This window comes from Falsiroseomonas frigidaquae, from assembly GCF_012163145.1.
GTDB lineage: Bacteria > Pseudomonadota > Alphaproteobacteria > Acetobacterales > Acetobacteraceae > Falsiroseomonas > Falsiroseomonas frigidaquae.
Genome location: NZ_JAAVTX010000004.1, coordinates 361,962 through 372,810 on the forward strand (window position 1 = coordinate 361,962; position 10,849 = coordinate 372,810).

The following is a 10,849-nucleotide window of genomic DNA, read 5'->3' on the forward strand; positions in this document are numbered from 1 at the left end:
GGGTGGGCATGGTGCGACATGCGCGGGCGGCGGAGCATGAGGCGACGCCCCGGCCCTTGATCGCCGTGGGCAACGACTATCCCGACGGCCATCTGCATCCGGCCCATGCGCATCGCCGCGGCCAGTTCCTGCATGCCGAGCGCGGCATCATGATGGTCGCCACGGAAACCGGCGGCTGGGTGGTGCCGCCCCAGGCTGGCGTCTGGATCCCGGGCGGCATCGTCCATTCCATCCGCATGCTCGGCGCCGTCGCGACGCGCAGCGTCTATCTGGAGCCGGAGGCGGCGGCGCGCCTGCCGGGGACCTGCCAGGTGCTCGGCGTCGCGCCCCTGCTGCGGCAATTGCTGATCGCCGCGGTGGACCTGCCGCTGGAGTATCCGTCCGAGGGCCGCGCCGCGCATCTGGTCGGGCTGCTGCTGGCGGAATTGGCGCAGGCGCCGCCCTTGCCCTTCTGCCTGCCCGCCCCCGCCGAGCCACGCCTCGCCGCCGCCTGCCGGCGCTTCTGCGCCCGCCCCGATATCGGCGAGGAGACTGAGGATTGGTGCGGCGCCCTGGGGATGAGCCGGCGCGGCTTCACCCGGCTGTTCCGCGCCGAGACCGGGCTGAGCTTTCGCGAATGGCAACGCCGCGCCTGTCTCCAGGCCGCCCTGCCACGGCTGGCGGCTGGGGAAAGGGTGACGGCCGTGGCGCTCGACCTCGGCTATGCCAGCCCGGCCGCCTTCACCGCCATGTTCAGCCAGTTGGTCGGCATGTCGCCGCAGAGCTGGGCGCGGCTCGCCGGATGACGCGCGGCGGGATGGATCCCGGGACTTGCCTTGCCGCGGCGATTCCGCATTTTGGAGGCGATCAACAGGAGACCGGCCCCATGGTCGACCGCCCCGTGCCCCTCGACGACGCAGCACTGGCTGGCGTCACAGGTGGCGTGACCATGGACGACTACGCCGCGCTCCTTGCCGGCGTGAACGCCTTCGCGAAGGAATTCATGGAGGACAAGGCACTGATGGCTGATTTCGGCCGGGTGCTGGAAAGCCTGACCCAGGCCAATCCCGGCGATCAGGGCGAGGCTCCGCTTGGCAGCTTCGTCGATGGCCAGGGGCGGCAGCTGGATGTCCAGGAATGGCTGACCGCGCAGGGCATCGCGCCGGATCAGGAGGCCGATGGCACCTGGTCCGCCAGCCAGTTCGGAACGCTGATGGAATCGGTGCAGGAGCGGCTGGAGCTGATGACGACGGAAGCCGCGGCCGACTGGCAGCGGCTTACGGCCATGTCATTGGAACTCGCCCAGATGGACATGCAGCTGAGCAATGCCTCGGCGAAGTTCTACAACACCGGCAGCGGCATCATCACCAATATCCGCTGAAGACCGAGGGGGGCCGCCGGGGCAGGCCCCCCGCCAGCCCTATTCCTGGTCGGGCGCCGCGTCGCTGTTCAGCAGGATGTAGCGCTCGATGCCGATCTGGCGGATCAGGTCGAACTGGCGGTCGAGGAAATCCTCGTGCTCCTCCTCATTCGCCAGGATCTTCAGCATGAGGTCGCGGGAGACGTAGTCGCGCACGGATTCGCTGTGGGCGATGCCGTCACGCAGGTCGACCAGCGCCTTCTCCTCGAGCTTCAGGTCGCATTCGAGGATTTCCTGCACGTTCTGGCCGACCAGCACCTGGTTCAGCCGCTGCACATTGGGCAGGCCGCCGAGGAACAGGATGCGCTCGATCAGCCAGTCCGCGTGCTTCATCTCCTCGATCGATTCCTCGTATTCCTTGCGTGCCAGCTTGGTCACGCCCCAGTGCCGCAGCGTCCGGGAATGCAGGAAATACTGGTTGATCGCAGTCAGCTCGTTGGTGAGCTGCAGGTTGAGGTACTCGATGACCTTGGCGTCGCGCAAATCCGCATCCTCCTGACCGGTGGTCCGGCCGGAACGCGGAAGGGGCGTCTACTTTCCGCCGCCGCCGCACCCCGCGCGGACCATCGAAAGGATGGTCCCCGTGCAGCCGCCGCATTGGGCGCGGCAGCCGCAAGCCGCGTAGACATCATGCGGACGGTCGGCACCCGACGCCAGGGCGGCGGCGATCTGCTTGTCCGTCAGCGCATTGCAGATGCAGATATACATGCAGCCCGCCCTTTTCGCAGCCTGAGTTTCGCAACTGAATGGGTGTCATGGGGCGGGATTTCATCCCGCCCCGGTTGTGGCCGGCTTACCGCCAGCCGGCCCGCTGCATGATCCGCAGGGCTTCGGCCGCATTGGCGCCGTAGGTTCCGGCATTGAGCCGGTCCTCGCGGAATTCACCGAAGGCGGCCAGCACCGGGTGCACCGGCGCATCGGCGACCACCGGATATTCCATGTTGCCCACCGCGAAGATCTCCTGCGCCCGCGGGCTGGTCAGGTACTCGATGAAGCGCCGCGCCGCGGCGGCATTCGGCGCGGTACGCACCACGCCGGCGCCGGAGATGTTCACATGCGCGCCGCGGTCGCCCTCGCCCTGGTTCGGGAAGATCACGCCGATGCGCTCCGCGATGGCACGGTCCTCGGCGCGGGCGGAGGTCATCATGTTGCCGAGGTAGTAGGTGTTGGCGATCGCCAGCTTGCACTGGCCGGACGGGATGGCGCGGAACTGGTCGCGGTCGCCGCCCTGCGGCGGGCGGGCCATGTTGGCGACCAGGCCGCGCGCCCAGGCTTCCGTCGCCTCCGGCCCATTGGCCGCCAGCACGGATCCGGTGAGCGAGGTGTTGTAGGGGTTGGAGGAGGACCGGATGCAGATCTGGCCGCGGAAGCGCGGGTCGGCCAGGTCCTCGAAGCGGTTGAGACCCTCCGGCCGGCCGGCCTGGCGGTCATACATGATGACGCGGGCCCGCTTGGAGACGCCGAACCAGTGGCCCTCCGGGTCGCGCAGATTGGCCGGGATGCGGCTTTCCAGCACTTCGCTGCGGGTCGGCTGCAGGATGCCGGCTTCCTTTGCGCGCGCCAGGCGGGCGGCGTCCACCGTGATCAGCACATCGGCGGGGCTGTTCGCGCCCTCGGTCCGGATGCGCTGGATGAGCTGGTCCGCATCGCCTTCGATCAGCCGCACCCGGATGCCGGTCTCGCGCGTGAAGGCGTCGTACAGCTCCCGGTCCGTGTCGTAGTGGCGGGAGGAGTACAGGTTCAGTTCCTGCCCCTGGGCCAGCACGGCAGGAGAGAAGACGGCGAGCCCGAGCACGGGGAGCATCGAGAGCAGATGGCGGCGGCGCATTGCTGAGGAGCCTCTTGTACGTTGCGTGGCGGGAGACCTACCGCAATTGCGAGGCGTTCGCAAGCGCAACTGGAGCGCCTTGCGCCCGTCCCGTGCAGCCCTATTGTCCACCCGGGAAACGCGCACGGCCTGCTGACCCACAGCCAGGACCGGACGCCAATGACGAGGACGAAGTTGCGCATGCCGCTGCACCACGCGATGCAGGCGGTGCATGCGCGCCTGCTGCCGCGCCACGAGGGCCAGGTCGCCAGCTACATTCCGGCGCTTGCCGCCATGCCGCCGGACCTGTTCGGCCTGGCTGCGCTGAGCAGCACGGGAAAGTTGATGGAGGTGGGCGATTCACGCCACCCCTTCACCATCCAATCCGTCAGCAAGCCCTTCGCCTATGCCCTTGCGCTAGACCTGCTGGGCCGCCGCGCGGTGCGGGATGCGGTCGGCGTGCAGCCGGTGGGCGACCCCTTCAACACCATCGAGCTGGACCCGCGTACCCGTCGCCCCTTCAACCCGATGGTCAATGCCGGCGCGATCGCGGTGGCCGGGCTACTGACCGATGCGCTGGGCGACCGCGCCTTCCCGACGCTGCAGGCGCGCCTGTCGCTGGCCGCGGGGGCGACGCTGGAGCTGGATTCGGCGGTGCATGACTCGGAGGCCGCGACCGGCGACCGCAACCGCGCCATCGCCTATCTGCTGCGCGCCGCCGGCGTGTTCCGCGCCGATCCTGTCCGGGTGGTGGATGTGTATTTTCGCCAATGCGCGCTGCGCGTCACCGCCCGCGACCTGGCGGTGATGGCCGGCACACTGGCCGCCATCGGCAGCAACCCGCTGACCGGCGCCGAGGTGTTCGGCGTGGAGGCGGTGCGGGACACGCTCTCCGTCATGTTCACCTGCGGCTTCTACGATGGCGCGGGGGACTGGGCCTGCCGGGTCGGCCTGCCGGCCAAAAGCGGCGTCGGCGGTGGCGTGGTTGCGGTGGTGAACCGCCAGCTCGGCCTCGGCGTCTTCTCCCCACGGCTGGATGCGGAGGGCAATCCCTTGCGCGGCCTGCTGGCCTGCGAGGCGCTGTCCGAGGAACTCGGCCTGCACGCCTTCGACGCGACCAATGCTGGCTCGCGGCTGCTGGAGGCGCTGACGCCCGGCGGGTGAAACCATCCGCCGGGCGCGTGACCGTTCAGCCAAGCCCGCGCAGGAAAGCCGCCCGCTGCGCCGCGCCGGCCATGACGAAGGAGTGGTCGTTGCCGCCGAGGATGAAGCGCGCGCCGAGCGCGATGTAGTCCGGCGCCACCTTCTCGTCATAGACGCCGCCCATGCCCATCACCTTGCCCTGCGCGGCGCAGGCGGCGCCGACCCGGGCATAGGCGGCGCGCACATCCGGGTGGCCGATCTGGCCGGGGATGCCCATCGTCGCCGTCAGGTCGCTGGTGCCGAACATCAGCACATCCACCCCCGGCACCGCCGCGATCGCCTCCGCATTCGCCACCGCCTGCGGCGTCTCGATCATCACCGCCACCAGGATTTCCGCATTCAGCTCCGCCTGCGCCGCGGCGGCATTCACCGGGCCGAGGCCATAGGCGAAGGGCGGCCCGCCCCAGCTCCGCTCGCCGGTGGGCGGGAAGCGATAGGCGCGGACCACCGCCTGCGCCTCCTCCGCCGTGTCCACATGCGGCACCACCACCCCCATGGCGCCATTGTCGAGGCAGCGCGTGCCCTCATGCAGCGCGTCCTTGCAGACCCGCACGATCGGCGTGATGCCCTGGCCGAGCGCGGCGACGGCGATGCGCGAGGCATCGTCCACGCTCATCGCGCCATGCTCCATGTCGATGAACAGCCAGTCGAAGCCGGTCGCCTGCGCGATCATGCCGATGGCGCTGCCGCGCAGATGATGCACCCCGAAGCCGAGGGCGAGGCCGCCTTCGGCCAGGCGGCGGCGGACATGGTTCTGGACGAGCGGCATGGTGCTTTTTCCTTCCCGAGCGGCGGCAGGCCACCATGCCACCCCGCGCCGGGTCAATCCGCCGCCGCTTCCTCCCCCACGATCATCGCCTCCAGCGTCGCCAGCCGGTCCGCTTCCTCCGCCGGCTTGTCGGTGCGCAGCCGGGCGATGCGGGGGAAGCGCAGGGCGACGCCGGATTTATGCCGGCCGCTGCGCTGCGCGGCGTCGAAGATCACCTCGATGACCAGGGATTTCTCCACCTCCCGCACCGGGCCGAAGCGGGCGGTGGTGTTGTTGCGGATCCAGCGGTCGATCCACAGCAATTCCTGGTCGGTATAGCCGGAATAGGCCTTGCCCACCGGCACCAGCTCCTGCCCGCCCTGCCCGTCCGGGCGCCACAGGCCGAAGGTGAAGTCGGAATAGAAGCTGCTGCGCTTGCCGTGGCCGCGCTGGGCATACATCAACACCGCATCGACCCCGAGCGGCGCGCGCTTCCACTTCCACCATTTCCCCTTCTGCCGCCCGGCGGCGTATTCGCTATCCGCGCGCTTCAGCATCAGCCCCTCGATCGCCGCTTCGCGGGCGCCGGCGCGGATCGCCTCCAGCTCCGCCATGCTGGCGAAGGGGATCAGCTCGGACAGGTCCATGCGACCGGGGCGGGTGCGGGCGAACCAGCCCTCCAGCCGGGCGCGGCGTGCGTCGAAGGGCAGCGCGCGCAGATCCTCATCGCCGTCGAACAGGATGTCGTACAGCCGCACGCCGACGGGGTGCGTCGCCTGCATCTTCTGGCTGACCACCTTGCGGTTCAGGCGCTGCTGCAGATCGGCGAAGGGCGCGACCTCGCCGTCCCGCATCACCAGCAATTCGCCGTCCAGCACGGCCCGAAAGTCCATCGCGGCGAGGATCTCGGGGAAGCCGCCCGAGATGTCCTCCGCGCCGCGCGACCACAGGGCGCGGCCGCCGGGCGTTGCCGAGAGCTGCACGCGGATGCCGTCCCATTTCCATTCGGCGCGGTGCGTCTCCGGCCCGATGGAGGGGAAATCCGGCTCCTCCAGCGGATGCGCCAGCATCAGCGGGCGGAACACCGGGCGATCCTCGGAGGAGGGACGCGGCCCCTGGCCGGTGAGCCAGGCGAACAGGTCGAGATAGGGGGGCGTCAGGCCGTGCCAGACCTCCTCCACCTCCGCCACATCCTGCCCGGCCCATTCGGCCAGCGCGGTCTTCGCCAGCCGCGCGGAGACGCCGACGCGAAGCCCGCCGGTGACCAGCTTGATCAGCGCCAACCGCCCATTGGCATCCAGCGCATCCAGCCAGCCGGCCAGCAGCTCCGGCAGCGCCGCCTTCGGCGTGATCTCGATCGCCTCCACCACCTCCGCCAAGCCGGGTGGCGGCGCATTGACGCCGGCCCGCGGCGGCCAGATCAGCGCCACGGTTTCCGCAAGGTCGCCGACATAGTCATAGGACAGGTCGAACAGCACCGGGTCGGTGCGCGCCGCCACCAATTCCCGCACCAGGCCGGGTTTTGCGGCGCGGAACACCAGCTCCCCTGTCAGGGCGGCCAGCCCGATGCCCCGGTCCGGGTCCGGCTGCGTCGCGAACCACTGCCGCAGCAGCGCCAGCTTTGCGAGCCGCCCCGGCGTGAAGGCGAGGCGTTCAAGGAGATAGGCAAACGCTGGGAGAGTCACGGCGTGCCCTCAAGCGCCGGGCGCCGGCTCTGCCGGCTTGGCTCGCCGCACTTGCGGCGGGCGCCGTCCGGCGCCTCGGCGGCCGGTGGCCGCCGCAGGTCGCGATGCGACGTCACGCGATCTGCTCCGTCGCTGTCTCGGCCGGTGCCGTTTCGGGCGGGACCGGGTCCTCATCCTCCTCGCCGCGGCCGAGCAGGTGCAGCGCCCGGCCGCGCAGGCCGCGCAGCGCCATGGCATGCACCAGCGCGTCGTCGCGGCCATGCGTCACCCAGATCTCGGGCGCCTGCACCTCATCGATGGTGGCCAGCAGCTCGTCCCAATCGGCATGGTCGGAGATGATCAGCGGCAGTTCCACGCCGCGCGCCTTGGCCCGCTGGCGCACCCGCATCCAGCCGGAGGCGGCGCAGACCAGCGGCTCCGCCAGGCGGCGTATCCAGGCGGTGGCCTCCGCGCTCGGCGGCGCCAGCACCACCTCCCCCGCCAGCAACCCGCCCGCGCCGCGCTTCGCAGGTGCCGGCACCGGCGCCAGCGGGCCGAGCTTCACGCCGAACGCCTCGTACAATTCGCACAGCTTCAGCAGCGCGCCATGCAGGTAGATGGTGCGGTCCCAGCCGGCCTCCCGCAGCAGCGCGATCAGCCGCTGCGCCTTGCCCAGCGCATAGACGCCGACCAGATGCGCCCGGTCCGGGAACAGCCGCAGGCTTTCCAGCAGCCGCGCCACCTCCGCCGCCGCATCGGGGTGGCGGAACACCGGCAGGCCGAAGGTCGCCTCGGTCACGAAGACATCGCAGGTCACCGGCTCGAACGGCGCGCAGGTCGGGTCGCGGCGGCGCTTGTAGTCGCCGGAGATGACGATGCGGCTGCCCTGCCAGTCCAGCACAACCTGGCAGGATCCGAGCACATGCCCCGCCGGCACCAGGCGGATCTCGACATCCCTGTGCCGCACCACCTCGCCAGGCACCGCCACCTGGCGCTGCCGCCCGGCCCGGCCCTCGCCCATCCGCGCCTGCATGATGCCGAGGGTCTCGGCGCTCGCCAGCACATGGTCGTGGTCGGGGCGGGCGTGGTCTGCGTGGCCGTGGGTGATGATGGCGCGAGGCACGGCGCGGCCGGGGTCGATGAAGAAGTCGCCGGGCACGCAGTACAGGCCCTGCGGGGTCACGCGCATCCAGCTTTCAGGGTGGGGCATGGACCATGACTTCGGCGTTCACCGAGGACAATCAAGAGCTTCCGGCGATACCGCCTGCAGCGCGCCGGGTCGTGATCTACCCCGAACGGGACGTCCTGGCCGGCGGGTGGCTCATCATGGTCATTGCAACCAGAGCGAGCATCATATTAATATTTACTCATTGCTGCTTTGCGATCCCTTTTTGGCCAGGCTTCACCATGCAGGTTGGCACCACCCTGGCGCCACCCTGCAGCCGTGCCCAGCCTGTCGCCCCAGCGGAGCTGGCCGTGACACCTCGGGTCCTCGTTGTTGAGGATGATCAAATGCTTCGCGGGCTTCTGGTCGATTCGCTGCGGGGAAGCGGCTGGTTCACGGCCGATGGCGCGGGCTGCGTCGCGGAGGCGGAGGATCTCCTGCGCCGGATCGGGTCGGGATTCGACGGCATCCTGCTCGATGCCACCCTGCCCGATGGCGACGGCAATGAATGGTGCCTCGCCCTGCGCCAGGCGGGCTTCCGCAAGCCCATCGTCATGCTGACCGGCGTCGCCCATGCCGAGGCGGTCCAGCGGAGCATCGATCACGGCGCGACCGACCACATCATCAAGCCGGTCCGGGTGGCGGACCTGCTGAGCCGCTTGGCCGTCACACTTGCCGGCGCCGCGGGCGCGTGCCGGATGAGCGCCCAGGGCGTCGGCGGAACCTAGCCGGTTGCCGCGACCCTGCGCCGCACCCAGGCCGGGCATCCCTTCAAGGTGGAGCGTGTTTTCCGTCCGCGTGATCGACGCGCGGCAAGGTGCCGCTCGCGCAACACTTCCATCGGATTGGCCCGGCTGTTAGCGTTAATGCTGGTCCATGTCTCCGCCATGCCGCCCGTCCGAAGGCGCAGCCGGTGCCGGGCTTTCCCCTGCATGAGCGAGGCGCAATGACGAAGCAGAGCCTGGGCCGCCTCGCCGAGCCCGCGCCGGCCACCGCGCCGGGGCTCGATTGGGGCCAGGGCGCCGCGGCGCCGCGGGTATTCGAGAAGCTGTTCGCCCCGGCCGGCGCCGATGGCTGGCAGGAGGTGATCGAGATCGCCGGCGGCGGCCATTTCGCGGAAGGCGTGCTGCGCGCCAGCCCCACCGCGCGCTGCTGGAGCTTCGAGGCCACGGCCGCCGCACGCGACGCCACGGCGCAGCGCCTGGCGGAGCTCACGGCAGCCGGCCGGCTGCTGCCCCAGGCGCTGGACCCGGCCCGGCCGGATGCGATGCTCGCGACCGTGACGGAGGCCGGCCGGGCGCGGCAGGTGGATGCGGTGTTCAGCATCGATGCGATGCACCAGGCCGGGCTGCCGGTGCTCGCCACGCATTGGCTGAACGCGGCACTGTTGCTGCGCCCCGGCGGGCGGCTGCTGATGACGCTGGCCGACCCGACCACCACCTCCGGCTTCCAGAAACTGCTGCGCGACATCCGCCGCACGCATCGCTTCCAGGGCCGGCCCTGCGACAAATTCGCCTGGACCTCGGCCGAGATCGTGCGCGCCGTGCTCGGCCGCCTCGGCTTCGTGGTGGAATTGCTGGAGCCCTGGTCGAACCATGAGGGCCGGCCGCCGCGCGACCTGTACCTTTCGGCGCGGCTGTTCCACCCGGAGCGGGCGGAGGCGCTGCGGCCCATGCTGGAGAAGCCCGGACGGCAGGAAGCGGCGCTCGGCTACGCCGAGTGGTGGGACCGGCATGCCCCGCGCGCCATCGCCGCCCGCCCGGACCGCCCGCCGGCCAGCGCCGTGCTCGACCGGCTGCTGCGGCTCGCCGAGATCGGCACCTGGCGGCGCGCCATCGAGATCGGGCCGGGCGATGGCCGCTACACGGCGGAGGTGCTGCGCGCCAACCCGGCGGTGAAGCTGACCGTGTTCGACGTGAGCGACCGCATCATGCAGGCGGCCGCGGCCAGGCTGCCGGAGGCGGTGGCGGCCGGCCGGCTCGGCTTCCTGCCGATCGACCCGCTGCACCCGGACGGCATGCTGGCAGCCTTCGAGCGGGAGCATCTGGCGGGGGAGATCGATGCGGTGTTCAGCATCGACGCGCTGCTGCATGTCGATCTACAATACCTGGTGGCCTATTGGCTGAACGCCGCGCTGCTGCTGCGCCCGGGCGGCTGGCTGGTGTTCGGCGTGGCCGATGCGACGACGGAAGGCGGCTTCGCCCGGCTGATGGCGGATCTGCCGCAGGGCTACGCGAATCCCGGCCAGGCCAGCGACAGGCTGGAGTTCCTCAGCTTCGGCCTGGTCCGCCCGCTGCTGGAGCGCTTCGGCTTCGAGGTGACCTATGCCGGCCACGGCGCCTGGACCCAGGCTGCCGGGCAGGCCGGAGCGCTGGCCGATTCCGGCAGCCGCGACCTGCATGTGGTGGCGCAGCTCGTGCGGCCGGAGGCGGCGGAGGCACTGCGCGGCCACCTCTCGACCGGCCTCGCCGCCCCGCGCTTTGCCGCGCCGGAGGAGGACCGCGACGCCGGCCTGGCCCCGCCGGCGGAGCCCGAGGACGAGCCGCTGGCGGAGGACAGCGTGGAACTGGCGCGCGTGCTCGGCCAGGCCATCTGGCGCCAGATGCGGCTGCACGCCTCCGCCGGCCACCAGCAAGGCGGCCCGGCTCGTGAGGGCGGGGGGCGGGAGGGATGGGCGGAAAACCGGCGCGACTTCCAGCGGATCGGCCAGTTCGTGCTGCGCGACCTTGCCGAGACGGGGATTACCCTGCACAAATCCGCCATCCGGTCCAAGGCGTTACCGGCCGCCCCGGGGGCATTGCCGCCCGAAGGTGCATGAAACAGGCGGCGGAGCGCGGGCGCCTCGCCAGGACACATGGCAGGC

General features: G+C 70.8%; 11 protein-coding genes. 5 read left to right on the forward strand and 6 right to left on the reverse strand.

The genetic code is table 11. The features are described from left to right. The first annotated feature begins 8 nt into the window (after nucleotides 1–8). Together HB662_RS14285 and HB662_RS14290 are read left to right on the forward strand one after the other, a co-directional pair. Nucleotides 9–785 carry an AraC family transcriptional regulator gene (locus tag HB662_RS14285; protein WP_209443288.1) on the forward strand — a complete coding sequence of 259 codons (777 nt, stop codon included), beginning with the start codon at nucleotides 9–11 and terminating at the stop codon, nucleotides 783–785. Between the two features lie 80 nt (nucleotides 786–865). Continuing rightward, nucleotides 866–1,360 carry a hypothetical protein gene (locus HB662_RS14290; RefSeq protein ID WP_168050484.1) on the forward strand — a complete coding sequence of 165 codons (495 nt, stop codon included), beginning with the start codon at nucleotides 866–868 and terminating at the stop codon, nucleotides 1,358–1,360. Nucleotides 1,361–1,399: 39 nt separating this feature from the next. Here HB662_RS14290 and bfr read toward each other — a convergent pair whose 3' ends face one another. The 3 genes from bfr to HB662_RS14305 all read right to left on the reverse strand — a co-directional run bounded on the left by bfr (nucleotide 1,400) and on the right by HB662_RS14305 (nucleotide 3,227). Continuing rightward, nucleotides 1,400–1,882, reverse strand: a complete 483-nt coding sequence (gene bfr, locus HB662_RS14295; protein ID WP_168050485.1) for a bacterioferritin — start codon at nucleotides 1,880–1,882, stop codon at nucleotides 1,400–1,402. Nucleotides 1,883–1,930: 48 nt separating this feature from the next. Further along, entirely contained in the window at nucleotides 1,931–2,107 is a 177-nt protein-coding gene (locus tag HB662_RS14300) for a (2Fe-2S)-binding protein (RefSeq protein ID WP_168050486.1), read from the reverse strand. An 85-nt stretch (nucleotides 2,108–2,192) separates the two neighbouring features. Beyond that, entirely contained in the window at nucleotides 2,193–3,227 is a 1,035-nt protein-coding gene (locus HB662_RS14305; protein ID WP_168050487.1) for a Fe(3+) ABC transporter substrate-binding protein, read from the reverse strand. Nucleotides 3,228–3,407: 180 nt separating this feature from the next. Between HB662_RS14305 and glsA the strand changes: the two genes are divergently transcribed. Then, nucleotides 3,408–4,370, forward strand: coding sequence for a glutaminase A (gene glsA, locus HB662_RS14310; protein ID WP_209443289.1), 963 nt, complete (start codon nucleotides 3,408–3,410; stop codon nucleotides 4,368–4,370). 25 nt (nucleotides 4,371–4,395) lie between these two features. On the opposite strand, the gene HB662_RS14315 is transcribed toward glsA, so the two are convergent. The 3 genes from HB662_RS14315 to HB662_RS14325 all read right to left on the reverse strand — a co-directional run bounded on the left by HB662_RS14315 (nucleotide 4,396) and on the right by HB662_RS14325 (nucleotide 8,010). Next, a complete protein-coding gene (locus HB662_RS14315) occupies nucleotides 4,396–5,178 on the reverse strand; it encodes an HpcH/HpaI aldolase family protein (RefSeq protein ID WP_168050489.1) in 783 nt (260 codons plus the stop codon). A gap of 53 nt (nucleotides 5,179–5,231) precedes the next feature. Continuing rightward, nucleotides 5,232–6,842: a cisplatin damage response ATP-dependent DNA ligase gene (locus HB662_RS14320; protein ID WP_168050490.1), complete on the reverse strand. Its 1,611-nt coding sequence runs from the start codon at nucleotides 6,840–6,842 to the stop codon at nucleotides 5,232–5,234. Between the two features lie 112 nt (nucleotides 6,843–6,954). Beyond that, on the reverse strand, nucleotides 6,955–8,010 hold the full coding sequence (locus HB662_RS14325; protein WP_168050491.1) for a ligase-associated DNA damage response exonuclease: 1,056 nt from the start codon (nucleotides 8,008–8,010) through the stop codon (nucleotides 6,955–6,957). 26 nt (nucleotides 8,011–8,036) lie between these two features. Between HB662_RS14325 and HB662_RS14330 the strand changes: the two genes are divergently transcribed. Both HB662_RS14330 and HB662_RS14335 read left to right on the forward strand, forming a co-directional pair. Then, on the forward strand, nucleotides 8,037–8,714 hold the full coding sequence (locus HB662_RS14330) for a response regulator transcription factor (protein ID WP_168050492.1): 678 nt from the start codon (nucleotides 8,037–8,039) through the stop codon (nucleotides 8,712–8,714). Nucleotides 8,715–8,932: 218 nt separating this feature from the next. Further along, nucleotides 8,933–10,804, forward strand: a complete 1,872-nt coding sequence (locus HB662_RS14335; protein ID WP_168050493.1) for a class I SAM-dependent methyltransferase — start codon at nucleotides 8,933–8,935, stop codon at nucleotides 10,802–10,804. The last annotated feature ends 45 nt before the right edge of the window (nucleotides 10,805–10,849 follow it).

Bases quoted from the DNA above. Each gene is read 5' to 3' on its own strand.
- HB662_RS14285 (WP_209443288.1), top strand. From the start codon at position 9: ATGGTGCGACATGCGCGGGCGGCGGAGCATGAGGCGACGCCCCGGCCC.
- HB662_RS14290 (WP_168050484.1), top strand. From the start codon at position 866: ATGGTCGACCGCCCCGTGCCCCTCGACGACGCAGCACTGGCTGGCGTC.
- HB662_RS14300 (WP_168050486.1), bottom strand. From the start codon at position 2,107: ATGTATATCTGCATCTGCAATGCGCTGACGGACAAGCAGATCGCCGCC.
- HB662_RS14305 (WP_168050487.1), bottom strand. From the start codon at position 3,227: ATGCGCCGCCGCCATCTGCTCTCGATGCTCCCCGTGCTCGGGCTCGCC.
- glsA (WP_209443289.1), top strand. From the start codon at position 3,408: ATGCCGCTGCACCACGCGATGCAGGCGGTGCATGCGCGCCTGCTGCCG.
- HB662_RS14315 (WP_168050489.1), bottom strand. From the start codon at position 5,178: ATGCCGCTCGTCCAGAACCATGTCCGCCGCCGCCTGGCCGAAGGCGGC.
- HB662_RS14325 (WP_168050491.1), bottom strand. From the start codon at position 8,010: ATGCGCGTGACCCCGCAGGGCCTGTACTGCGTGCCCGGCGACTTCTTC.
- HB662_RS14330 (WP_168050492.1), top strand. From the start codon at position 8,037: ATGACTTCGGCGTTCACCGAGGACAATCAAGAGCTTCCGGCGATACCG.
- HB662_RS14335 (WP_168050493.1), top strand. From the start codon at position 8,933: ATGACGAAGCAGAGCCTGGGCCGCCTCGCCGAGCCCGCGCCGGCCACC.